The 23,695-nt window shown below is 48.9% G+C and carries 24 protein-coding genes, 1 tRNA gene and 1 other annotated feature; of the genes, 11 read left to right on the forward strand and 14 right to left on the reverse strand.

The features are described 5' to 3' along the window. Nucleotides 1–54 precede the first annotated feature (54 nt). The 3 genes from AC5I6P_RS04140 to AC5I6P_RS04150 all read left to right on the forward strand — a co-directional run bounded on the left by AC5I6P_RS04140 (nucleotide 55) and on the right by AC5I6P_RS04150 (nucleotide 2,788). Entirely contained in the window at nucleotides 55–1,170 is a 1,116-nt protein-coding gene (locus AC5I6P_RS04140) for a radical SAM protein (RefSeq protein WP_495692544.1), read from the forward strand. Beyond that, nucleotides 1,170–1,529: a hypothetical protein gene (locus AC5I6P_RS04145; RefSeq protein WP_495692495.1), complete on the forward strand. Its 360-nt coding sequence runs from the start codon at nucleotides 1,170–1,172 to the stop codon at nucleotides 1,527–1,529. Before AC5I6P_RS04140 ends, AC5I6P_RS04145 begins: the two co-directional genes overlap by 1 nt. Before the next feature lie 269 nt (nucleotides 1,530–1,798). Continuing rightward, nucleotides 1,799–2,788: an aspartate carbamoyltransferase catalytic subunit gene (locus AC5I6P_RS04150; RefSeq protein WP_495692496.1), complete on the forward strand. Its 990-nt coding sequence runs from the start codon at nucleotides 1,799–1,801 to the stop codon at nucleotides 2,786–2,788. A 9-nt stretch (nucleotides 2,789–2,797) separates the two neighbouring features. On the opposite strand, the gene AC5I6P_RS04155 is transcribed toward AC5I6P_RS04150, so the two are convergent. The 9 genes from AC5I6P_RS04155 to rplS form a co-directional block, all read right to left on the reverse strand. After that, the gene (locus AC5I6P_RS04155; protein WP_495692497.1) at nucleotides 2,798–3,574 is read right to left on the reverse strand and encodes a TspO/MBR family protein; all 777 of its coding nucleotides are present in this window, start codon (nucleotides 3,572–3,574) and stop codon (nucleotides 2,798–2,800) included. A gap of 197 nt (nucleotides 3,575–3,771) precedes the next feature. Further along, nucleotides 3,772–4,167 carry a 50S ribosomal protein L7/L12 gene (rplL, locus tag AC5I6P_RS04160; RefSeq protein ID WP_495692498.1) on the reverse strand — a complete coding sequence of 132 codons (396 nt, stop codon included), beginning with the start codon at nucleotides 4,165–4,167 and terminating at the stop codon, nucleotides 3,772–3,774. Nucleotides 4,168–4,215: 48 nt separating this feature from the next. Then, entirely contained in the window at nucleotides 4,216–4,746 is a 531-nt protein-coding gene (gene rplJ, locus AC5I6P_RS04165) for a 50S ribosomal protein L10 (protein ID WP_495692499.1), read from the reverse strand. A gap of 53 nt (nucleotides 4,747–4,799) precedes the next feature. Further along, nucleotides 4,800–4,944 (reverse strand) — a sequence feature (ribosomal protein L10 leader region). Nucleotides 4,945–4,979: 35 nt separating this feature from the next. After that, nucleotides 4,980–5,690 carry a 50S ribosomal protein L1 gene (gene rplA / locus AC5I6P_RS04170; RefSeq protein WP_495692500.1) on the reverse strand — a complete coding sequence of 237 codons (711 nt, stop codon included), beginning with the start codon at nucleotides 5,688–5,690 and terminating at the stop codon, nucleotides 4,980–4,982. Between the two features lie 74 nt (nucleotides 5,691–5,764). Continuing rightward, nucleotides 5,765–6,187, reverse strand: coding sequence for a 50S ribosomal protein L11 (rplK, locus tag AC5I6P_RS04175; protein WP_495692501.1), 423 nt, complete (start codon nucleotides 6,185–6,187; stop codon nucleotides 5,765–5,767). A gap of 17 nt (nucleotides 6,188–6,204) precedes the next feature. Next, on the reverse strand, nucleotides 6,205–6,840 hold the full coding sequence (nusG, locus tag AC5I6P_RS04180; RefSeq protein WP_495692502.1) for a transcription termination/antitermination protein NusG: 636 nt from the start codon (nucleotides 6,838–6,840) through the stop codon (nucleotides 6,205–6,207). Beyond that, complete coding sequence (secE, locus tag AC5I6P_RS04185) at nucleotides 6,837–7,061, reverse strand: preprotein translocase subunit SecE (protein WP_495692503.1); 225 nt, start codon at nucleotides 7,059–7,061, stop codon at nucleotides 6,837–6,839. The genes nusG and secE overlap by 4 nt, the downstream gene beginning before the upstream one ends. A 251-nt stretch (nucleotides 7,062–7,312) precedes the next feature. Further along, a tRNA-Trp gene (locus AC5I6P_RS04190) sits at nucleotides 7,313–7,385 on the reverse strand. A 132-nt stretch (nucleotides 7,386–7,517) separates the two neighbouring features. Then, nucleotides 7,518–7,883: a 50S ribosomal protein L19 gene (rplS, locus tag AC5I6P_RS04195; RefSeq protein WP_495692504.1), complete on the reverse strand. Its 366-nt coding sequence runs from the start codon at nucleotides 7,881–7,883 to the stop codon at nucleotides 7,518–7,520. A gap of 218 nt (nucleotides 7,884–8,101) precedes the next feature. Here rplS and AC5I6P_RS04200 point away from each other — a divergent pair, with 218 nt between their 5' ends. The 5 genes from AC5I6P_RS04200 (at nucleotide 8,102) to AC5I6P_RS04220 (ending at nucleotide 13,943) form a co-directional block, all read left to right on the forward strand. Continuing rightward, entirely contained in the window at nucleotides 8,102–8,821 is a 720-nt protein-coding gene (locus AC5I6P_RS04200) for an energy-coupling factor ABC transporter permease (RefSeq protein WP_495692505.1), read from the forward strand. Nucleotides 8,822–8,875: 54 nt separating this feature from the next. Then, complete coding sequence (locus AC5I6P_RS04205; RefSeq protein WP_495692506.1) at nucleotides 8,876–9,223, forward strand: PDGLE domain-containing protein; 348 nt, start codon at nucleotides 8,876–8,878, stop codon at nucleotides 9,221–9,223. A gap of 240 nt (nucleotides 9,224–9,463) precedes the next feature. Continuing rightward, complete coding sequence (gene cbiQ, locus AC5I6P_RS04210) at nucleotides 9,464–10,234, forward strand: cobalt ECF transporter T component CbiQ (RefSeq protein ID WP_495692507.1); 771 nt, start codon at nucleotides 9,464–9,466, stop codon at nucleotides 10,232–10,234. Between the two features lie 3 nt (nucleotides 10,235–10,237). Then, nucleotides 10,238–11,002, forward strand: a complete 765-nt coding sequence (locus AC5I6P_RS04215; protein ID WP_495692508.1) for an energy-coupling factor ABC transporter ATP-binding protein — start codon at nucleotides 10,238–10,240, stop codon at nucleotides 11,000–11,002. Between the two features lie 157 nt (nucleotides 11,003–11,159). Beyond that, nucleotides 11,160–13,943 (forward strand): M16 family metallopeptidase, encoded by a 2,784-nt coding sequence (locus AC5I6P_RS04220; RefSeq protein ID WP_495692509.1) that lies wholly within the window; start codon nucleotides 11,160–11,162, stop codon nucleotides 13,941–13,943. A 518-nt stretch (nucleotides 13,944–14,461) separates the two neighbouring features. On the opposite strand, the gene AC5I6P_RS04225 is transcribed toward AC5I6P_RS04220, so the two are convergent. Next, nucleotides 14,462–14,929, reverse strand: a complete 468-nt coding sequence (locus AC5I6P_RS04225) for a PPC domain-containing protein (protein WP_495692510.1) — start codon at nucleotides 14,927–14,929, stop codon at nucleotides 14,462–14,464. Between the two features lie 42 nt (nucleotides 14,930–14,971). Further along, nucleotides 14,972–15,814, reverse strand: coding sequence for a DsbA family protein (locus AC5I6P_RS04230; RefSeq protein WP_495692511.1), 843 nt, complete (start codon nucleotides 15,812–15,814; stop codon nucleotides 14,972–14,974). Nucleotides 15,815–15,878: 64 nt separating this feature from the next. Between AC5I6P_RS04230 and gatA the strand changes: the two genes are divergently transcribed. The 3 genes from gatA (at nucleotide 15,879) to AC5I6P_RS04245 (ending at nucleotide 19,823) form a co-directional block, all read left to right on the forward strand. Beyond that, complete coding sequence (gene gatA / locus AC5I6P_RS04235; RefSeq protein WP_495692512.1) at nucleotides 15,879–17,327, forward strand: Asp-tRNA(Asn)/Glu-tRNA(Gln) amidotransferase subunit GatA; 1,449 nt, start codon at nucleotides 15,879–15,881, stop codon at nucleotides 17,325–17,327. 147 nt (nucleotides 17,328–17,474) lie between these two features. Then, nucleotides 17,475–18,635, forward strand: coding sequence for a low temperature requirement protein A (locus tag AC5I6P_RS04240; protein WP_495692513.1), 1,161 nt, complete (start codon nucleotides 17,475–17,477; stop codon nucleotides 18,633–18,635). Between the two features lie 12 nt (nucleotides 18,636–18,647). After that, entirely contained in the window at nucleotides 18,648–19,823 is a 1,176-nt protein-coding gene (locus tag AC5I6P_RS04245; protein WP_495692514.1) for an MFS transporter, read from the forward strand. 331 nt (nucleotides 19,824–20,154) lie between these two features. On the opposite strand, the gene AC5I6P_RS04250 is transcribed toward AC5I6P_RS04245, so the two are convergent. The 3 genes from AC5I6P_RS04250 to AC5I6P_RS04260 form a co-directional block, all read right to left on the reverse strand. After that, entirely contained in the window at nucleotides 20,155–20,346 is a 192-nt protein-coding gene (locus AC5I6P_RS04250; RefSeq protein ID WP_162423724.1) for an NblA/ycf18 family protein, read from the reverse strand. A 609-nt stretch (nucleotides 20,347–20,955) separates the two neighbouring features. Further along, complete coding sequence (locus tag AC5I6P_RS04255; RefSeq protein WP_495692515.1) at nucleotides 20,956–21,687, reverse strand: Stp1/IreP family PP2C-type Ser/Thr phosphatase; 732 nt, start codon at nucleotides 21,685–21,687, stop codon at nucleotides 20,956–20,958. A 106-nt stretch (nucleotides 21,688–21,793) separates the two neighbouring features. Further along, complete coding sequence (locus tag AC5I6P_RS04260; protein ID WP_495692516.1) at nucleotides 21,794–23,689, reverse strand: ABC1 kinase family protein; 1,896 nt, start codon at nucleotides 23,687–23,689, stop codon at nucleotides 21,794–21,796. Nucleotides 23,690–23,695 lie beyond the last annotated feature (6 nt).

The raw sequence follows: 23,695 nt of genomic DNA on the forward strand, positions 1-23,695 counted from the left end.
TCAAGTCGTCCTATTCTCCCTGATCCTCGTCCCCATGTCTAGAACACGACCCCAATTTGCTATGCCGATTCTGGAGCAGAAGAGGTTTCAAGCACTAATCAACCCCGGCGTCACCGTAGTTTAGAGGTCGTTGAACGCCTACTGGATAACATCGTTGCCAACGAGGTTGAACCTGATATTGTTCAGATTAGCGGCGGCGAACCCACGATTCATCCAGAATTTTTTGAGATTCTAGACATCGCAAAACGCAAGCCGATCAAGCATCTGATGATCAATACAAACGGGCTACGAATTGCTCAAGATCGAGCGTTCTGCGATCGCTTGAGCCAATATATGCCGGGAATCGAGATTTATTTGCAGTTCGATAGTTTTGAAGAAAAAGCGCTGCGAGAATTGCGGGGCGCAGACTTGCGGCAGGTGAGAGCACGCGCGATCGCACATCTCAACGAGTTCAATATCTCCACAACGCTGGTGTCAACGGTTAAAAAAGGACTGAATGATCACGAAATTGGTAAGACCATTGACTTTGCCTTACAGCAACGATGCGTTCGTGGGGTCAGTTTTCAGCCCATTCAGGCGACAGGACGGCTAGAGAATTTTGAGCCGAAGCGCGATCGCTATACTTTGACCGAAGTTCGCCGGGCTATTTTAGATCAGAGTCCTCACTTTCAGCCAAAAGATCTTTTACCTGTGCCGTGTCATCCTGACTGTCTAGCCATGGCCTATGCGCTTAAAGTGAAAGGTCAAGTCATTCCTCTAACAGGATTGCTCGATCCTACTGCGTTTCTCGATGTGATGCCAAACTCGGTTCTATATGAACAGAACGCAGAATTAAAAAAACAGATCTTCAAGTTGTTTTCGACCAATCATTCTCCCGATTCATCCGCGACGACGCTGAAGCAACTATTGTGTTGTCTACCCCTAATTCCGGTTCCAACAGGGATTACATACGAGAATGTGTTTCGGGTTGTGATTATGCAATTTCTCGATCCGTTTAATTTTGATGTTCGTTCTGTAAAACGGTCTTGCATTCACATTGCTCATCCCGATGGTCGAATCATTCCGTTTGATACTTACAACATGTTCTATCACAAAGGTAGCGCAGGACATCATCTTGTTGATCCTTCAGAACTTCGAGACGCGAATCACGCTGTGCAGGAGCAGGTGTAATGTCTGCGATCAGTCGAGGAATTTTCACTGCCGTTGGATTGAATCTAATTGCTTGGGGGTTCTACAGCGTCTGCTTGTCAGGTATGGAAGGGTATTTTTCTCCCGAAGCTTGGCAGCCTGGAGGCGTTGCTCCACCAATTCGTGCGCTTCACAATGCACTGGTTTATCTGTCTTATGGAATTGGCTTTTCTCAAGCGCTTCACATCAGTCCCCTGATCGTTTGGCTGACGGCCCGGCGACGGTTTGAATTTGTGAAAGGTGTCATCATTGGAGCACTAATTACCGCATTGCTATGTGGAGGATGCTTTGCGTTAGTCTTCCCGTACGTTACTTCTCAGAGCAATGTGTTCTGGCGATAACGCATTCACTCGAAATTCGCTATTTCCTCCGTTTAATCATCTACTTGCGCTTTCAATTTTTGTTCTTTTTAATGTTTGTTCTTGTTGAAGCGTTGCTCAATTGATTGATTTACTCAATTCATTTATTTCAAATGATTTATTTCAAGCAAATCTGATTGTGTGTCAAAGGGCATGTTTTACACTCATGTTTTACACTGTGAATAATTCATTATGAGTAATTCAGCTTGAATCATCTCAATGAATCATCAATTCACTGCCCTTACAATCTCATGATCTGGACTCGTCACCACGTTTTGTCGCTTGCGGAGTTTACGCCCGAGGAATACGACACTGTTCTGCAAACAGCGAGTAGTTTTCGTGAGGTGCTATCTCGCCGGACAAAAAAGGTTCCAACGCTTCAGGGGCAGGTTGTGGCGAATCTGTTTTTTGAGCCATCCACTCGGACACGCAGTAGCTTTGAGCTTGCTGCAAAACGCTTGTCGGCGGATACGCTAAATTTTGCACCCGGATCGTCATCGCTTACAAAGGGAGAAACGATTCTCGACACGGCAAAAACTTACCTGGCGATGGGAACCGATATGATGGTCATTCGCCATAAAGAAGCGGGAGTGCCGCAAGCGATCGCAGATGAAATGGATCGCTTGGGGGTGAAGGTCGGAGTTCTCAACGCAGGCGATGGGCAGCATGAACATCCATCGCAAGGATTGCTCGACTTGTTTACCATCTGTTCGTTGCTCGATCCAAATAATCCTCGGTTAGAGCTTTTACAGAATAAAAAAATTGCGATCGTTGGGGACATTCTGCATTCGCGGGTTGCTCGCTCCAACATATGGAGTTTGACGGCCAGCGGAGCCGACGTGCATCTCGCTGCGCCACCAACCTTACTTCCAAAGTGGTTTACGAATTTTGTGGCAGACGATGCGCTACCTCGAAAATTATCCCTGCATTGGTCGCTTGATCCCGCGATCGCGGATGCCGATTTTGTCATGACATTGCGCTTACAGAAAGAGCGGATGGCAACTCATCTGTTGCCAAGTTTGCGGGAGTATCATCAGCAGTTTGGTATTACTCGCGATCGTCTGAAATTATCTCAGCCTGATGTGAAAGTGCTGCATCCAGGCCCGGTCAATCGCGGCGTTGAAATCAGTTCGGATCTGATGGATGATCCGGAGTTTAGTTTGATCTCGCAGCAGGTCACTAGTGGCGTGGCGGTACGGATGGCATTGCTGTACTTGATGGGCGGCGGCAAAGCCGGATAAAAGGTTGGACTAACTCATCTTTCTAGATTTGTACTGTGTAAATAGAATGAGTAGCGTCAGCGCGATCGCGAGTCCAACCGCGACGATGGATAGGGCCGGTTGACCTATGTGCCGCACTGCGATCGCAATCAGCGCCCACACAATCACAAAGCCAAAGGCGGCATCGTGGAATTGAAAGGTGATGGTTGCGGTAATTGCAGCAGCGATCGCCAACATGATTCCTGTCCACACCACGGGATCAATTCCCCAGCCATTCCACTCGGAAATATATAACGCTGATGCAACGTTCACGATCGACGCAACGCTAATCCATCCTAGATAAATGCTGATCGGAATTTGACTAAAAATCTTCTCGTCTCGCGCCACGCGATCAAAACGGCTCCATGCATATGCTGCAATTAAGCTCAAAAGAATTCCGAACATCAGCACAACAGATAACCAAAACTGTTTGGCTGTAAACGCAAACACCCAAATCATTTGAAAGACGCAAGCTGCCACAATCGGAGCGCGAACTTTTTCTAGACGCGGATTGTTCCGCTGGGCCGGTGATGCTTGATAAATACCAAACGCGATTAGCCCAATGTAAATTAAGCCCCAAATCGCAAAGGCATAATTTGCAGGTGTAACTAAAACTGGAGCAAGAATCGTGTTAGAAATCTGCCCGATGTTTTGTCCGCCAATCGGAAAGAAATTAGATATCGCGTTGACAGCGATCGCGGTCAGAATCGAAACGACGACAGCGCTTTGCCACATCTTCTGAGAAGAACCCTGCTGGGAGCCTTGCATATGCTTTTTCCTAACTTACTCTTTCAGGTTAACGAGGTTAGGGCGACTTGGACTCTCTCTAATTTCAGGTTTTCGCTTTCAAGTAATTGCACCAAACCTTCCTGTCATCAGAAATATAAGTTGCACAAAAAAGGAGCCGCGATCGTAGATTTAGATCGTGACTCCAACAATTATCAGAAAAGGTAGGGTGGTTTGGCTTATTTAACCGAAACCTTACCGCCAGCTTCCTCGATTTGCTTCTTAATATCTTCTGCTTCAGCCTTCGCTGCGCCTTCTTTGATGGCTTTAGGAGCGGCTTCCACGAGGTCTTTCGCTTCCTTCAGACCCAATCCTGTGATCGTCCGAACGACCTTAAGAATTGCAATCTTCTTATCAGCTGGGACTTCTTCCAGAATCGCATCGAATTCGGTCTTCTCTTCGACTTCTTCAGCCGCAGCACCGCCACCCGCGCCCGGAGCCATCATCATCATACCGCCAGCCGGAGCCGCCGCACTCACGCCAAAGGTCTCTTCGATTTGCTTTACGAGTTCAGAAGCTTCTAGAAGGGACAAACCCTTCAACTTTTCAACGATTTCATCGGTAACAGCAGACATGAGTTAACTCCTAGAAAATAGTGAGTGAAATTGGACTGTAGCGCCACTCTAAGCAGCGTCTTCCTTCTCGGAAATTTGTTGGATTGTTCGCGCCAAGCCGGACGGAACTTCGTTGATTGCGACTGCCAGTTGCGTTGCCACGCCATTGATCGCGCCTGCAATCTGAGCGATAAGCTGCTCTCTAGACGGAAGATCTGCGATCGCTTTGAGATCCGCTTCTCTCAGCAACTTGCCTTCCATGACGCCGCCGCGCATTTCGGTCTTTTTGACGGCTTTCTGGAAGTCTTGGTATGCCTTGATTGCACCCCCAAGATCGTCTTGAACAATCACAAATGCTGAATCGCCTTTGAGAATTTCGCTAATCGGCTGCCATCGCTCATCGTTCGCGATCGCAATATTCATCAGCGTGTTCTTCGACACCGTACAAACCGCACCTTTCGGGCGTAGACGGTTGCGCAGATCAGAAATTTCAGAAACTGTTAGACCGCTGTAGTTAACGATAAACATTAACTGAGCCGTGCTAAGCGATTCTTGAATTTCCGCAACCGCATTTTTCTTGTCTTGCAACGTTTTTCCCATTCGATTTCACCTCCTTACATTGGGATCTGTGAGACAAACTTGAATTACTCTTCCATTCCAAACAAAAACCTCGATTTTGGTAAACCGAGGTCGCTTAATTTCGATGTGCCCCTGCAATCAGGGCAGACCAGAAATCAAACCTCGGCAGGACATTAAGCTTAAAGCGCCCGCTGTCTTTGGTTTGGAATATTCAGTTAGAGCAAAATTCTTCGATATCGTGCCTCTGAAACGAATTAGGCTGCTTCGATTTTAAGATCGCGCAGGGTATTGATGTCAACCTGGATCGACGGACCCATGGTAGAAGATACATACATCGTACGCCAGTAGCGACCTTTTGCGCCAGAGGGGCGGTTGCGATCGATGGTTTCCTGAAGCGCCTTCAGGTTGACCAATAGATCATTGGCAGCGAACCCAGCTTTACCAAACATGACGTGAACGATGCCAGTCCGGTCTGCCCGAAATTCGAGTTTACCCGCTTTGAACTCAGCGATCGCTTGCGGTAAATCAAACGTGACTGTACCGCCTTTCGGAGACGGCATCAAACCACGAGGACCCAAAACCCGACCTAACTTTGCCACTTGCGGCATCATGTCCGGCGTCGCAATCAGCAAATCAAAATCCATCATGCCTTTGCCGATCTGTTCGATCAATTCTTCAGAACCGGCAATATTAGCCCCTGCACCAGTCGCTTCCGCAACTTTCTCACCACGAGCAATGACGGCAACCCGGACGTCTTGACCTGTCCCTTTCGGAAGTGCCACCGTGGTTCTAAGCTGCTGATCGGTGTATTTTGGATCAATGCCCAACCGAATGTGCGCTTCGGCGGACTCAGGAAACTTCGCAGTTGCAGTTTCTTTCAGTAAATTCAACGCTTCCAAAGGTTCATAAGGACGATCCTCTACCTTTGCCAGCAATTCTCTCAATCGCTTTGATACTTTTGCCATAGGTTACTCCTGGGGTAATTGCGAGGAAATCCTCTCCCCCGAACACTAGATTACTGAACGATGACTTAACGGAACTATTTAACGGTGACACCCATGTTGCGAGCCGTTCCTTCAATGATCTTCATCGCCGCCTCAATGTCATTAGCATTGAGATCAGGCAACTTGGTTTTAGCGATGTCTTCAAGCTGAGCGCGGCTGATACTGCCCACTTTCTTCTTGTTTGGTTCGCCAGAACCCGTTGAAATGCCTGCGGCTTGAGCAATCAGCTTAGACGCTGGCGGCGTTTTCAGAATGAAGGTAAAACTGCGGTCTTCATACACCGAGATTTCTACCGGAACCACCATCCCTGCTTGATCTGCAGTTCTAGCGTTATATTCCTTGCAGAACATCATGATGTTGACCCCGTGCTGACCGAGGGCAGGACCGATCGGCGGCGCGGGGTTTGCTTTGCCAGCATTAATTGCCAGCTTAATCACGGCGGTGACTTTCTTAGCCATCGGTTACTCTCTATCGATTAGATCTTCTCAACTTGGTTCACTTCCAATTCCACAGGCGTATCGCGCCCGAAGATCGAAAGCAGCGCCTTGAGTTTACTGCGCTCTGGGCTAACTTCGATCACTTCGCCTTCAAATTCCTTAAACGGACCTGAAAGCACTGTAATCTTCTCGCCCGCCGCCAGATCAATTTTTCTGACTGGCTCCTGCTCTTGAGAATGCTTGAAGATGCGTTCCACTTCTGCATGTCCCAAGGGCATTGGTTTGACGTGACCGCGCCCGCGTCCGTAGCGACGCTTCTGCTCTGCGCCCACGAAATTGATCACGTTGGGAGTGTTTTTGACCACCTGCCAACTCTCATCGTCCATCAGCATCCGAATTAAAACATAGCCAGGAAACACTTTCTCAGCGCCTTCCTTCGAGCGTCCGTCTTTCTGATGCTTGAGAATGGGAGTTTCAGGAATCTGAACTTCCAAAATTCGGTTGGCAACGTCGAGGGTGTCGATTCGTTGCTCTAGGTTGGCTTTGACGCGCTTCTCGCAGCCTGAAGCAACCTGGACAGCATACCAGCGTGCTTTGCCGAGCTCAGCCGTCTCTTCTGGGTTGCCCTCAGGGGAGCGATCGTCAAATTGAGTCTCGTCTGAGGTAAACGTCATCCGAACACCTTCACTTGTCCCCATTGGAACAACTGGTCAACTAAGTAGATCAGCGTTGCCGAGAGCGTCACCATCAAAATCACGGCGACCGATTCGCTAATGAGTTGTTGACGGCTGGGCCAAACCACTTTGTTGAGTTCTTCTTTTGTTTCGTTAATAAACGAACTAGGATTAAATCCAGCTTTTTGCTCTTGGATAGCCGCTTCTTCTTTCTTTGCCACAGCGTTCAGCGCTCCATCATTGCAAGTAACGACAGATACTCAGGTATTGAGCCATCTGCCTGGTAGAAATTTCCGACTGTATGGAAGATATCCACAGAAATCAGAGATCTCTATTCTAGGCTGATCTACCGCTCTCAGCTAAAAGAGGACACAATCTCGTACAAGGGGTGGAGTGTGTCCTTGAGGTATGAATCAACCGATGAGTGGTATACCGTAAAAATACAACGGTTAAAACAAATCAGAGTATTCAGCGCGCCCTGGAGGACTTGAACCCCCGACATCAGGTTTTGGAGACCTGCGTTCTACCAACTGAACTAAGAGCGCACAAGCTGAATGAACTCTGATTGCTATCCTCTATATAGTTTAACAGGTATTGGGATGGGTCTTGTGAGTTTTGATAGTTTTCCACCCCTCATCGCGTTAGGGTTGCCTCGCGGCGTCCTTCATCCCTCTTTCTTAGGTGAGGGCACGATCGAAGCGCTGCTTCAAGCGAGTTGCTTTTCCGACGCGATCGCGCAAGTAGTAGAGCTTTGCCCGACGCACTCTGGAGCGACGCAAGATTTTGACGCTCTCAATTCGGGGAGAATGTAGCAAGAAGACTCGCTCCACGCCAACGCCTTGAAAGGTCTTGCGAACCGTAACAGTCTTAGAAATGCCTGTGCTTGCCATCGCGATTACGACGCCTTCATAAGGCTGAGTGCGTTCTTTCTCGCCTTCTTGGATGATCACACCAACTTTGACGGTATCGCCGATCTGGATGTTCGGCAAATCTGACTTCATTTGCTCCGCTTCAATTGAGCGAATAATTTCTTGCGCTTTCATAATAAGGCTTCAAAACTCACAATTGCTCACTTTAGCTTATGAAGGGGCATTTCGTCTAGGTTCACTGTAAAAACTTTTGCAACAATCGTTAAGTCACACTTAAATTCCCGCTCCCATGCCCCCCATGGGGATTGAATTCAACTACCTAGGTAGCTTTACTGAGCTTTATGACAAACACACTTCATCTACATAAAGCCGCAGCCAAAGGAACTCATTAAATGTCCGTAACTGTTTCCCTATTCCAACCTCAGTTAGCTCTGCACATTCCCGATGGCTTTCTGAGTTTGCCCATCATTCTAGTAACCTGGATACTGGCGATCGCACTGATTGCAATCTGTCTTCAGCGTGTCCAAGCGACTTATCAAGAACGAGCCGTTCCCCTGATGGGTGTATGTGCTGCCTTTATTTTTGCAGCCCAAATGATTAACTTCCCGATTCCGGGGGGTACGTCGGGTCACTTGCTGGGTGGTACGCTGGCAGGGGTTTTATTGGGGCCGTGGGCAGGATCGCTAGTGATGGCAGTCGTGTTTATTGTGCAGAGCGTTTTGTTTCAAGATGGTGGCTTGACGGTATTGGGAGCCAACATTGTAAATATGGGGCTGATTGGTACATTTGGCGGCTATTACCTCTACAGATCGATTCGGTATGCTCTAGGACGAGATTCGCTGCGGAGTGTTTTGATTGGGGCAGCGATCGCCGCGTGGACGAGTGTATTTGTTTCGTCAATTGTTTGTGCCTTTCAGCTTGCTTTCTCTGGAACCGTTCCGCTCAATGTCGCCATTTCTGCAATGGCGTTCTGGCATTTCATGATTGCGATTGGAGAAGCGGTGATTACAGTAGTAGCCGTGAGCTACATTTGGCGCACTCGCCCAGACTTGATGTATCATCCGCCTCGCCATGCGGTAGCAGACACCTCTCGTTCTTATTCATCGCGTTAGACTTGCGGCATTAAAACAGCCTTATCCGTCGTTAAAAAAGGAAAGCTTTAACTTATGAGTAATGCTTCTAGAACTAGAAATCGTGCGTTTCTGCTGAGTGGATTGGGAATTGCACTACTAATTGCAGTATTTCTGTCACCGTTTGCGAGCCAAGATCCCGATGGTCTCGATCGCGTATCGCAAGATCAAGGCTTTGAGAATAAAGCATCGGAAGAACCCGTCGCACACAAGCTGCCGTTCTATCAGGTATTCGATGAGTATGCGCTACGAGGTGTACCAGAGCAGGTGGCAACTCCAATCGCGGGATTGGTTGGAACTTTGGCAACCTTTGGTTTAGCTTGGGTAGCGGGAAAGGCATTGATTCGGAACAAGTCTGAAGGGAGTGATGTGCAAGACAGGTAATAGATAAGCTGATGGACGTTAAGGTTCTCTATCAGCTTTTTTTAACGGTGCTAATCACAGAGATGTTAATCACAGAGAGGAGTCTTGGCACAGGCTTGTGCCTGCTGCTTCGTGTTTGCATAACAAGTGCGTAAATAACTCCAAAAAATTTGTCTAGGCAACTCCAACAGATTGCTCTTACAAATTCCATTCTAAAACTTGCCTTCGATCCAGCCCTATTTACTTACCGATTATTCCTTAATGCTTTTACATCTTGGAGCTGTCCTCCTCGCAACCGAAAGTCAGACGAACACGATTTGGACACGGTTAACGGCGCGATCGCGGCTTTTATGCACGCTGCTCATTGTGTTCGCAACGGCCCTCACCCCAAATGGGCGGTGGTGGACATGGGCAGTGTATGCGATCTCGATCGCACTGCTCATTTTGATCAGCCGAGTCCCGTTGCTGCCTCTGTTGAAACGGGTCGCCGTCGAACTAGTATTTGTGGGTGTTGTGCTAATCGGCACGTTATTTCGTCAGGGCGGAGACGTATTGTTTCAGTGGGGGTGGATCCAGATCACCACTGAGGGCGTTACGGTTTTGGGTAGCGTTACCCTAAAAGCCTTTTTATCGCTGTTAACCGTAAACGTTCTAATTCTCACTACATCGATTACAGCATTGCTTCATGCGTTGGCTGAACTGAGGACTCCACCATTATTAGTCGCTATTTTTTCGTCTATGTACCGCTACATTAATGTTTTAGTGGATGAGTTTAATTCTATGCAAAGAGCGGCGCGATCGCGTAATCTCATGAGCGATCCGAGGCGGCAGCGTACTGTGATTGGAAATATGATTGGATCTTTATTTATAAGAACGTATGAGCGAGGCGATCGCGTTCATCAGGCGATGTTAGCGCGGGGTTATTCAGGGCTGCCTCCCGTTGCAAAAATGCCTCAACCCTCGCGCCTCGATGTTGCCCTTCTCACGCTCACTATTGTTATTTTGTTGATTGGTCAAGCTATTTATCTGTAATTCATGCATCATAATCCGATCACGATTTATAACCTCAGCTATCGCTACACAGATGGCACACAAGCTTTAAACTCGATTAGTTTATCCATTCGAGCAACTGAGCGAGTAGCATTGGTGGGCGCAAACGGCTCAGGGAAATCAACGCTATTGATGCATTTTAATGGTTTAATTTCGCCTCAAGTGGGAGAAGTGGTCGTCGGAGAGTTGACGGTTGAGCCTCAAAATTTGAAGCAGATTCGCAATTTTGTCGGGTTAGTGTTTCAAAATCCCGACGATCAAATTTTTATGCCAACGGTTTGGGAAGATGTGACCTTCGGGTTGCTCAACCAAGGCATTCGGGGTGAAGAACTAGAACATCGAGCCGCTCACGCCTTGCGATCGGTAGAGCTTGATCCAGAACTTTTTGGGTCTCGAAACGCCACAGGGCTATCTGGAGGTGAGAAAAAACGAGTAGCGATCGCCGGGGTTCTGGCGATGCAGCCCCAGGTGCTGGTGTTAGATGAACCCTCTGCTCAACTCGATCCGCGATCGCGGAGGCGATTAATTGAGTTATTAGATTCATTGCCTCTGACCCAACTGATTGCCACTCATGATTTAGATCTAGCGTTGGAGTTGTGCGATCGCACCATTGTTCTTAGCGAAGGAGAAATTGTTTACGATGGCAATACGCATCGCGTGATGAGCGATCCAGAACTGCTCGAAAGACATGCTTTAGAATCGCCGCTTAGCTATAGCCGTCCCTATTGCCAAATTGAACATTCTCCTTAATCCGCGATCGCTACTCTTCCATATAACTTCGGATAAAGTTAAATTGCAGAACGGCTGTTAAAGCCTCTGAGTAGGCGCTACAGTGGAATTTGCACTCTATGCGGGGATCTTCAGATCGAAGATTCCAATCCTCTTTTGAAAGGTGTTTCATCGTCTTATGTCTTTTCTGACTTTTCTACGACGATATCGTCTCTCTGGTTTACTATTTGCCCTCTGTTTCAGTGGGGTTCTACTAGCAGGAAACGTTTCCTTATTGCAAGCAGCCAATGCCGTTGAAGCTCCCGTAACGGAATCAACTACAGCAACAGTCCGCAAAACCGTACTTCAAAATGGGTTGACTGTTCTGACCAAAGAAGTGCCTACTGCACCAGTTGTCACGGTGCAAGTTTGGTATCGGGTTGGGTCGCGCAACGAAGCGCCGGGGGTGAATGGCATTGCCCACCAACTTGAACATCTCATGTTTAAGGGCACGAAAGATCGCCCGATTCAGTTTGGTCGATTGTTTAATGCGCTAGGCAGCCAATCCAACGCGTTCACCAGCTATGACCAAACTGCCTACTTTGGCACTGTGGAGCGCGATAAGCTGCGATCGCTCCTTGCTCTTGAAGCCGATCGAATGCAGGGTGCACTGATGACCGCAGATGCGCTGAAAAGCGAAAATCGTGTCGTGATTTCTGAGTTGCAAGGCTATGAAAATAGCCCAAGTTATCGCCTCAGCCGCGCAGTGATGAAAGCCGCAATGCCAACGTCTCCCTACGGTTTGCCCGTTGGCGGCACGAAAGCCGATGTTGAGAAATTTACGATCGAGCAAATCCGGTCTTACTACCAAAATTATTACAGCCCCAACAATGCAACCCTGCTGATCGTGGGTGACTTTCAAACTGAGCCGACTTTAAAGGCAGTTCAAGAACTGTTTGGCAAAGTGCCGAATCGCGGTAAAGCTGCCGAAGCGCCAACTCCCCAGAGCGCATTTAAGACAGACGGAGCGAACTTAAACGCGACCCAGAAGTCTGCATCGCCAATCGTGCTGCGTGAGCCAGGGAGCGCCTTTTTAATGCAAGCGGTTTACCCCTTACCCGATGCCAAGCACCCTGACGTACCCGCGCTGAACGTTCTCGATTCGATTTTGACGCAAGGACGCAGCTCTCGTTTCTATCAAACGTTAGTCGAAGGCGGACTTGCCAGCGACTATAGCGGTTACGCTGCCAACATGATCTCCGGCGGATGGTATCAACTCTCTGCTACCGCTACACCAGGGCAAGAGTTGGCTAAGCTCAGTCAGACGGTTGAAGCGGTGTTCGCCGATATTCGTAGCAAGGGAGTCACACCAGAAGAATTGAAACGTGCGAAAACTCAGTTGCGATCGTACATTCTGCTGCGCAACCGGGATGTCACTAGCCAAGCCTTTCAGCTAGGCGATGACCAGACGACGACAGGAGATTACCGTCGTACCGATCGCCTCTTAGCGGCGATCGACCAGGTTACAGTTGCCGATATTGAGCGCGTCGCAAAAACCTATTTTGCACCTCAGAAGCTAACGTTAGGCTATTTTGAGCCGAGTACGCTCGACAAAAAAGCAGGCGGCGCGGTGAATTCTGGACAAACGACGGAGCAGTTTAACGCTGGTCCGCCCGTTGATCCCTCTCAAGTTGCAAAGTATCTCCCCGCGACGACCCAACAGACCAACCAACCTGCTCAAGCTCTGCCTGAGAAAGTTGTGCTTCCGAACGGCTTACGGGTGCTGCTGCTCAGAGATTCGAGTACCCCGACCGTATCTTTGAGTGCCCACGTATTTGCAGGGCAGGAGTTTGATACGATCGCTAAAGCGGGTCTTGCTAAACTCACCGCTGACAATTTAACCAATGGCACAACGACCAAAGATGCGCTAACACTAGCAAAAACGCTAGAGGATCGCGGGATCAACTTTAGCATCAGCGCTAACCGTGAAGGCGTGTTGATGAATGGAAGTGCATTAGTTGAAAACCTGCCAACTTTGATTCAGACAATGGCAGATGTGTCGCAAAATGCATCGTTTCCAGACAAAGAACTGGAACTGAGCCGTCAACGGGCACTGACCGCCTTAAAAGTGCAGTTGGACAACCCACAATACGTGGCGAGACAAGTCTTTCAGCAAACGGTTTATCCTGAAAATCATCCCTTCCACAGCTTCCCAACCGAGGCAAGCTTGAAGGCGATTGCGCGTCAGGATGTCGTGAACTTTTACAAATCGCACTATCGTCCTGATAGGACCATTATTTCCTTGGTTGGCGATTTTGACCCAGCGCAGGTAAGGACGCTATTGCAACAAGAACTAGGAGGCTGGAAAGTAGAAGGTAAAGCCCCTACTCTGGTATTCCCAAGCGTTGCCCAACCGACTCAGGTCGTGCGTCGCTATCAAGGCATTCCGGGTAAAACTCAATCGGTGACGCTGATTGGAAACGTGGGAATCAATCGTCAAGATCCGCGTTTCTATAATGCCTCTGTGATGAACCAAATTTTGGGAGGCGATACGCTGTCGAGCCGCTTGGGAGGAGAGGTGCGCGATCGCCAAGGTTTGACCTACGGTATCTACAGCTACTTCCAAGCGGGGAATCGGCAGGGCCCATTCTTAGTGTCGATGCAAACTGCGCCGGAAGATGCTGACAAAGCGATCGCAAGTACGCTGAAGTTGCTAGGCGAATTCCGCAACCAGGGCATTAGCAACGCAGAATTGACGACTGCCCAGCGATCGCTCACCAGTGGCTATCCGGTTGACCTAGCAAATCCGGATAGTTTGGCAAGCGCAATTCTGCTCAATGAAGTCTATGGTTTGAATGTGTCAGAGTTGCGCCGATATCCGAAACAAATTGAAGGGGTGACTCAAGCGCAAGTCAATCAAGCGGCTCAAGACCTGCTGCATCCCGACAAAATCGTAGTTGTTACCGCCGGACCGCCGAAATAATGCGTCATTCAGGTCATTGAGGCATTTCAGCAAAATAGGGTGCGATTGTTGCAAAGCGCAACTCGGTAACAATCACTAAGAGCTTTGCAATAACGAATCGCGCCCTATCTTTGTAGCTAATCGCTTTGAGAAGATTTCCGATCATTTCACGAGCTTGACTTGAATATCACTATCCAATTGCTTAAGCACAGAACCTGTTTAGGTCGGCTATATTGACTCATGTTTGTTCTTGATTAACTTGAGCTATAAACTGATCAAACTGAACTAATCGAACTCCACCTTGCGATCGCGCCCTCTCTTCCAATGGTGCGGTCTTGGAGGAAACCCTCTACCAAACCCTAAGCGGTTCCTGTCGAGCGCATCCTTTAAGGAAAGCATCGAGCCGCAGATCCCCGAAGAAACCATTAAATAAAGACACCAGAGGCACGTTCCAACGCAAACTGGAAATGCTCTAATGTCTGAATCTAGTTAATTAAGAGTGAATTTGTGAGGTACACGAACCGATGAGAGACGCCCCTCTAATTGGCTGGTCTTAGCTTCGTAAGTTTCAGTTTGAAAGGTCCGCCTGTCGTTTCTCCGAACGCCTTGACTCGAATAATGTAATCTCCAGTTTTCGCGATGCGGGTAAACAACAGTGAATTGGTTGTGCCATCTAAACCATCATCATTTTCAGCCACCGTTGAGCCTCGATTGGTCATCAACGTCACGATCGTATCAAAGGTGTTGGAGACCAAATCCACCGAAATTTGATCGCCGGTTTGTAGTTGAATTGCGTAATCCCGCGCAAAATTTCCTTGGCCTGTAGGAATATCAGATTCTGACAAGCGATCGCTGATCTCCTGCCCCGATGTGAGAGGAATGGGCGTATAAATCCGGCTTTGAGCAGGTTTCGATGGTTGGGCTTGAGCAAGTTTCGACGGTTGAGCTTGAGCAGGCAACAGAACTAAAGCGGGTAGAACAGACAGTAAAGCAGTCAGTCGTTTCATGATCATCGTCTTAGGTCAGTGAAGCTTATTTGGTTGAAACTCTTATTTAGTTGAAATAAGCGTGGCTTCGAGATCGGATAGCTCGACTGCCCCAGAGAATGTTCGCCCATTCATGACAAAGAACGGTGTGCCTTCGATCCCCAGTTTTTCGGCCAGATCAACATCGGTTGCGATCGCGGCAGCAGCGGCTTGACTTGTGCGATCGCGATTAAACCGATCGACATCCAAGCCTAACCTCTTAGCAGTCTCCAGGTAGAATGCTTCACCCATTCTCTTCTGACCATCAAACAGCGCATCGTGAAACTCCCAAAACTTTCCTTGCTCCCCAGCTGCCCAGGCTGCCTTAGCGGCAGGCAACGCCTGATCATGAATACCCGTCAAGGGGAAATTTTTATAGGTTAATGTCACTTCACTGCTATGTTTCGCCATAAATTCTCTTAGCGTTTTGGAAGCGGAGGCACAGTAGGGGCACTGAAAATCGGAAAACTCAACCAAAACGGCTTTCCCTTGCTTTGCTCCTTTGGTTGGAGATTTTCCAATTACCGCTTTTGGATTGCGTTGTAAGTTTTGTATAAAAGACTGTTGTATTTTGCGTTGTTCATCCTGTTGCTGTTTTTGATAGGATTGCACGGATTCTAAAATGACTTCCGGATGCGCCCGAATAATTTGCAGCACTTGTTCCTCTAGTTGAGGAGTGGTCATGTTATCGGCTCTGACCGAATCCGGCCAGCTAAACAATGCCAAACCAATCAACACTAGTGCTGCCCACTGTTTGATTCTCTTCATCGTCCCAGCCTTGGTTGCGCGTGGTGCATTTGAAATATAGCTCAAATCAGGAAAGGGAGTGCGCTGGAACAAGTTGAGCCGCAAGAAAAATAACTCCATACCCTATACTCCAACCCGTATACTGTTACTTTGAAGAACGCGCTAAACAGAAAGAGGGCAGTGTATGGCATCCATTCGCGAGTTGCATCAACAACTTCTTCGCAAAGAACGATCGGCTGTGGAAATCGCTCAAGAGTCGCTAAATCAGATTGACGCCTTGGAGCCAAAGTTGCACAGCTTTTTGCACATCACTCGCGATCGCGCCTTAGAGCAAGCCAACCAAGTAGACGCTAAACTCGCCGCCGGAGAAGAAATTGGGCTGCTAGCCGGGATTCCGATTGGCATCAAAGACAACCTCTGCACGCAAGGCATCCCGACCACGTGCGCCTCTAAAATTTTGCAAAACTTCGTTCCGCCCTATGAATCTACGGTGACGCAGAAGCTCCGGGATGCAGGGGCAGTAATGGTGGGTAAAACCAATCTTGATGAGTTTGCGATGGGCGGTTCGACAGAAACCTCTGCCTTTGCAAAAACGGCTAATCCGTGGGATACAGCACGAGTTCCAGGCGGATCATCCGGCGGATCGGCGGCGGCGGTAGCAGGCGGAGAATGCGTCGTGTCGCTCGGCTCGGATACAGGCGGCTCGATTCGGCAGCCGGCGTCGTTTTGTGGCATTGTGGGCATGAAGCCGACCTATGGCTTGGTTTCGCGCTATGGCCTAGTCGCGTTTGCGTCCTCGCTTGATCAGATCGGGCCGTTTGGGCGATCGGTTGAAGATGCAGCAATTTTGTTGAGTGCGATCGCGGGCTATGATCCCAAAGATTCCACCAGTTTAAAAGTCGAAATCCCAGACTACACCCAGTTTCTCATCCCCGACTTGAAAGGAAAGAAAGTCGGCATTATTACAGAAACCTTTGGCGAAGGGCTTGATCCGGACGTGGAGAAAGCTGTGAGAGCCGCGATCGAGCAGTTAAAGGCGCTTGGTGCAGAAGTTCGAGAAATCTCCTGTCCTCGTTTCCGCTACGGAATCGCCGCCTACTACATCATCGCGCCGTCTGAAGCCTCAGCAAATTTGGCGCGATATGACGGGGTGAGATACGGCAAGCGCATCGAAAATGCTGAAGATTTGATGGACATGTATACTCGCACCCGTGCAGAAGGTTTTGGTGCAGAAGTCAAGCGCCGCATCATGATTGGAACGTATGCGCTTTCAGCCGGATATTACGACGCGTACTATATTAAAGCTCAGAAAGTCCGAACGTTGATCAAGCAAGATTTTGAGAACGCATTTGAAAGTGTAGATGTGTTGGTGTCTCCGACTGCGCCCACGACTGCCTTTAAAATTGGGGATAAATCTGCCGATCCGCTCAGCATGTATCTCATCGATTTGATGACGATTCCGGTGAATCTAGCCGGCCTACCCGGAATGAGTGTTCCCTGTGGATTCGACTCGCAGGGGCTGCCGATCGGCTTACAAATTGTTGGTAATGTGTTGCGCGAAGACCAAGTGTTTCAGGTTGCCTATGCCTATGAGCAGGCCACAGAATGGCACAAGCGGGTTCCACAGCTTTAGCTCGATCAGCATAGAGCGCTACTTCAACATCTAACTCCAAGGAACCACATCTAATGTGATCTGATTAGCATTGATCCAATTAATTGATCTAAATAAATAGAGAGACGGCAGAACGGTAACAGCAGTTAATCCTCAAGGGACTGTCCTATGTCTAAAAATTTGTGGGAGCCTCCTCGGTTACGAGTCGGTCAAGACCTTGAAGAAGAACGTCGTGCTACCTGGCTGGAATTATTTTTCGATCTAATCTTTGTGGTGGCGATCGCAGAACTGGGTCACACCCTTAGTGAAGATGTTTCGGTCAACGGCTTCATTGGCTTCGTGGTTCTGTTCGCGCCTGTCTGGTGGTGCTGGGTAGGTGCAACGTTCTACGCCACTCGGTTTGATACCGATGATCTGGGTCAACGCCTGCTGACGTTCACGCAAATGGCGATCGTGGCGTCATTAGCGGTCAATGTGCACTACGGATTGGGCAAAACCGCGATCGCATTTGCGCTATCCTATGCCGCATTTCGGAGCGTTTTAATTATTCAATATTTAAATGCTGGTCATCACATCCCCATAGCTCGACCGTTGACCCGCTGGTATGCGACTGGATTTAGTTTAGGAATGCTTTGCTGGCTCCTGTCGATTGCTGTCCCCACGCCGTGGCGATTTTTGCTATGGATCGTCGGATTGTTCATCGACTTTGTGACGCCCTTGACGGCAGGACGGTTAATTCGACAAGTTCCGCCTAGCCTATCCCACATTCCAGAACGGATGGGGCTGTTCGTGATTATTGTATTGGGCGAATCGGTCTTATCCGTGGTGCGGGGCATCTCTGGGCAAGTGTGGACTGCTCCTACAGTTGCTATTTCACTTCTAGGACTAAGTACGGCATTTAGCGCTTGGTGGCTCTATTTTGATAGTGTTGATGGCTCTCCCCTTCAAGCAATGAGGGCCGGTCACCCACTGCCGGGTTTAGTTTGGCTATACGGGCACCTGCCATTTGTGATTGGACTTAGCGCTACCGGCATTGGGATAGGACATGCGATTAAGTATGCGACTACAGCAATTCCAGAGAACGATCGCTGGCTTTTAGCCGTGGGCGCGATGTTGAGTTTAGGAGCGTTAGCGCTGATTCACTACCTCACCTGTGCTTCCGGTGAGAGAAAGATCAGATTAGCAAAGTACCGACTGGGATCAGCGTTAGCAGTGTTAGGGGTGGCGATCGTAGGACAAAACTTTTCTCCAGTCCTGTTTGTCGGACTGATCGCCCTCGCTTATTTAGTCCAAGTTGCTTTAGGATTACGAGAAAGTCGCTCCCTTTAGGAGGAAACCCTCTTGCTCAAACTGGTCACGCTTCTATTACTCAGCAGCATGACGGTCATGGCGGGTGCAACCATTTCTCCTGCCTTGCCTAAAATTCAAGATTTCTTTCGCACCGAATCAGACGCTGAATTTTGGGTCAAGCTGCTGCTGACCATGCCTGCATTATTTACGGCAATTAGCGCACCGTTTGCTGGCGCAATCATCGATCGCTTTGGTCGAAAGCCACTGTTGATTGGCGCAGTCATCCTCTACGGCTTAGCGGGTGGTTCTGGATTAGTTCTCAGTTCTCTCAAGGGTCTGTTGATTGGACGGGCACTGCTTGGCTTATCGGTCGGCGCAATTATGACTACGGCAACAGCACTGGTCGCTGACTATTACCAAGGGATCAAACGCAATCAGGTGATGGGGACTCAGGCAGCTTTTATGGGATACGGAGGAGTTGCCTTTCTAACCTTGGGAGGGTTTTTGGCAGATGCCAGTTGGCGATTGCCGTTCCTCATTTATCTGGTGGCGTTTGCGATCGCTCCTCTTGCTATCTTTACCCTGACTGAGCCTAGAACACCTCAAACTGTGGCTTCTAGTAATAGCAATAAACCCGTCGAGCGGTTGCCCATTGCAACGGTGGCGATAATTTTTCTGTTGACATTCATTACGATGGTTGCTTTTTACATGATCCCAGTGCAGCTACCATTCTATCTTCAAAGCCTGGGTCAGGGCGGCGGTAAGGAAAGCGGACTTGCAATTGCGGCGTGTACCTTAGCCAGTGCAACGATGTCTACCCGCTATAGAAGCGTCAAAAGCACGCTCAGCTTTCAAGGAATCTTGGTCTGCGTCTACTTATTGATGGGACTTGGCTACATTGCCGTTTCTCTGTCCGGGAACTACGTATTCGTCGTCTTGAGTCTATCGATCGCCGGACTTGGACTAGGGCTACTGATGCCAAATATGAATGTTTGGATTAATGCGATCGCTCCTGTTCAAATTCGAGGACGGCTACTAGGCGGCGTGACCTCTGCCATGTTCTTGGGACAGTTTTTCTCGCCTATCGTGGTGCAACCGATCGCCAGTCGCTTTGGTTTAGGGCTTGCCTACGGAGTGATTGGTCGCCTACTGCTAGGCTTAGCGGCTTTAATTGTTGTTGCCTCGTTCTTTAGTCGTACGAGTCTAAAGGCAACAAGTCAGGAATAAAAGATTTGTCAGTCTGGTCGCAAGGCTAACGTGCTAGTTTATTAGATTTTCAGTTCTGGACACTCTATCTCAGAAGTATGCGTCAGAACTCGTAAAAGCGTTGCGCAACAATTGCTAAGGCAGTAAGAGAAACTGTTCGATGGAACTCGTAAACTGGCTCTTTCTACTGAATCAAACTGAATATTAAACGGAGAACGGCAAGCTTGCATTGTCAATGGCACTACGCCTAATTGAATTGAACCATTGTGCTGAACGCCCCACACCCCAGCTTCTTTCTCACTCGCAAGAACAAAGCAAGAGATCGAGGTCGCCCATACAGATGGGATTGACCTTACGGCATCTCGGGTTCTAAGCCCCACTGATGCTTCAGGAAGTGGCGGTACATCGTTTCGCGCATCAGCATTTGCTCGTACATCTTGACCAAGAAATCTTGGGCTTGTTCACGGCTCATCTTCTGCACTTGGGTCTCGAAAGAGCGGATGTTGAATTGTTGTTCCAAGCTTAGCTCTACAGGTTGACTCATAACAAACTCCAATGTAAGAGAGTAGACGACAATGTAAGAGAGTAGACAGATTACAGAATCAACGGCTGATATTGTCAACAGTGGATTCTGGCAAACGAGGTTGATTCCTTAAAAACACCCAATGAATGTGGGAAGGCATTTATCGTTTGTTGTTAACAAAGATAACAAGCATTTGACAAAATGGCCATACCCCCCTTGGAGTGATTTAAAGCTGCAATTCATTATTCAGAGTTTGCACTAAGACAGACTCCCTCTTCTGTCTAGAGGAGAGAGGAGGAGTATGAGCGATATTCCCTGTGAGTGAGGAAAAGCTGAAACTGCCAGTTTCGCTGGGTTACGATAGAGTTAAAGAGTCAAGAATGATACAAAAGTACATCCTGTTTTCACTGGCAGGGCGAACTACTGCATCTACCTTAATGCCTCACTTTGCCAGAGAATTTTTGAGTAGAGGTAACAGATAGTTGAGTAGAGGTAACAGATAGAGGCACTATCCGTTATGTCTGCCCTACTGTTTTCCTATTCAATGCCAATGTGCTTTGCTAAGCGCAACGCTTCTACCGGCTAAAACGCTTTTACCGGCTAAGTAGACGTTTCGTTTCGATTCATCTTTCACCTTCCAGCGTCGATCGAAATAACAATAACGGTGATGTTATCGCGTCCGCCCCGGTCTTTAGCCGCGTCAATCAGAGCCAATGCTGCTTTCTCACAGACCCGAATCGACTCTAATTGGGTGGCGATGATTTGATCAGACAGTTCTTCAGTCAGTCCGTCTGTACACAGCAGGATGCGATCGCAGGGCTGCACCTCAATCGGCTGAATGGCGACGGGCTGGAGGTCTTCTCGCCCCAAACATTGGGCTAACACATGCCGCCACGGATGCGATCGCGCTTGCTCAGGGGTGAGTTCTCCTAGCTGCACCGCCCGTGCCACCCAGGTATGGTCTTCTGTCAGTTGCTGTAATGTCGCGTCTCGCAGCCGATATAGCCGAGAATCTCCAACATGAGCGCAGAGCGGTTGCTCATCTCGAAACATCAGAACAACCAGCGTCGTACCCATATCAGCGCGCTCTGGATGCTGAGTTTGATCGTTTAGAATGGCTTGATTTGCCTCTAAAATCGCTTTTTCCAGGAGTTGTTCAGACGGAATCTCAGAATTCCAATACTGGGTAAGAAACGTTTGAATGACTTCTGTAGCAATGCGGCTAGCTTCTTGCCCCCCTGCGTGTCCACCCATACCATCTGCCACCACAAAAAAGCGCCCATCAGAGTCAATAACGTAGGAATCTTGATTGGCAGAGCGGACTAACCCGGTATCGGTCATCCCGGTAAAAAGGCGTTTCATGATTCGATCAGCAAGAAACTTGGGTGAAAAAGGTTGAGCTTCCTAAATACTATTCAACTCGATTCGTACCCAAGTGGGCGAAAACTTCACTTGAGCCATACCCTAACTAGGGCATTCGATCGTAACGATCTAGCTTCAGCATCAGTCGAATAAGCGCTACCCCGCTAATCAAGGCAGCAACGGCGGGAATCGTCGCGGCCCAGGCAAGCTGGCTCACAAGCAAGATGGTCGCTGATATCGTAAAAGCACAAGTCAACAGCGTGTAGTTTGTGCCCATGTTGACCCCACTGATGCGGCGCAACACCCGGTCAGTTTCCGTCGATCGCACCCGCACCCGGATATCCCCCCGCTCTAACTTATCAAGCGTGTCTTCGATCCGACGCGGTAATCCAAACGCCGTGTTGCCAACCTGCACGGCTTGCCGACCTAACTCGTTGATGATGCTACTTCCGGCTTCTGAAGAATTTCCATTGGTCATAAGCTGCATTGCAAATGGTCTTGCAACCTCCATAAAGTTGAATTTTGGATCTAGCCCTTTGCCTACCCCTTCAAGGGTGGAGAACGCTCTCATGACGAAGGTAAACGTCGCTGGAAACCGGAACGGCTGACCGTAGGCAACTTCATACAAATCATCGCTAATGGCTGAAATGGACTGGTCTTCAAAAGGCTTGTCCATGAAATTGTCCAGCATAAACTGGACAGAACGACGCACCGGACCCATATCCTCGGCAGGAGCCAGCGCGCCGAGATCGATTAGCGATCGCACCACACGGTCAGCATCTTTCTGAGCAACGCCAAAAAAGGTATCCAATAGGCGTTCGCGAGTGACGGGTTGAATCTGTCCCATCATGCCGAAGTCGTAGAAAATCAGATTGCCATCGGGACTGACGGCAATGTTGCCAGGGTGGGGATCGGCGTGAAAGAACCCATTAGTTAATAATTGATGGAGATAGGCTTCTGCTCCCAGGTTCGCAAGGCGGCTGCGATCGAGCCCTGCTGCTTCTAAAGCTTCGTAGTGACTAATTTTAATCCCCGGTAGGTATTCCAGCGTCAAGACTCGCGGCGAAGCATAGCGCCAGTACACTCTTGGCACATGTACCCAGTCATGCCCTCGGAAGTTGCGTCGGAAGGTATCTGCGTTGCGACCTTCATTCAAGTAGTCAATTTCTTGCCAAAGAATTTTGCAGCATTCCTCATAAATGCCTGACCAGTCGCGACCTTTGCCCCACTCTGGGTGACTCTGAAAATAGCGAGCAATGCCTTTGAGAATCTGGAGGTCAATCTCGAATAATTTTCGGAGTCCGGGGCGTTGAACCTTGACAACGACTTCTTCACCAGAATGTAACTGCGTTCGGTGCACCTGTCCTAGACTAGCGGCAGCTAAAGGAATCGGGTCGAAGCTGCGATACAGATCCTCAACAGATTTTCCTAAATCTTGCTCAATGATTGCCGCCGCCTGCTCGTAGCTGAAGGCAGGCACCCGATCTTGTAGTTTAGACAGTTCTTCAACAAACTCAATGGAAAATAAGTCAGCACGAGTTGAGAAGAGTTGTCCAAGCTTAATGAAAGTTGGTCCAAGATCAAGCAACGTTTCTCGAATCCAACTAGCTAAGGTTCGTCGCCGCTCAGCTTTGCTAGCGTCAGTCATGCCTCCCCGATAGCTCCAAGACTTGTTGTAGAGCCATCTAGCCGCCATCAGTTTCAGCACAAACGACCAAATATCGATATACCGACGCTGTTTGGAGTAGCTTTCTCGACTCCAACGATAAGCCTTCGCACGACGAGCTTGACCCCTCACTTGGCGTTTGGTGGGCAATCCGCTGGGGTAATCCGATAGTGGCACTTGTGGCTCAGTCAGCAGATCTTGCTCCACTGTTTCAAACGGCGGCGTTACTCTGAGGTGCTTGCCATTGTCTTCGGCATGCTTAAGCTGCGAGTCAGCGCTCACAGGCAGATCTGCTGAGTGCTGAGAGGGGCTGGAGTCATTAGAAGAAACAGACACTCGACT

The sequence above is a fragment of the Myxacorys sp. genome (genome assembly GCF_059501405.1).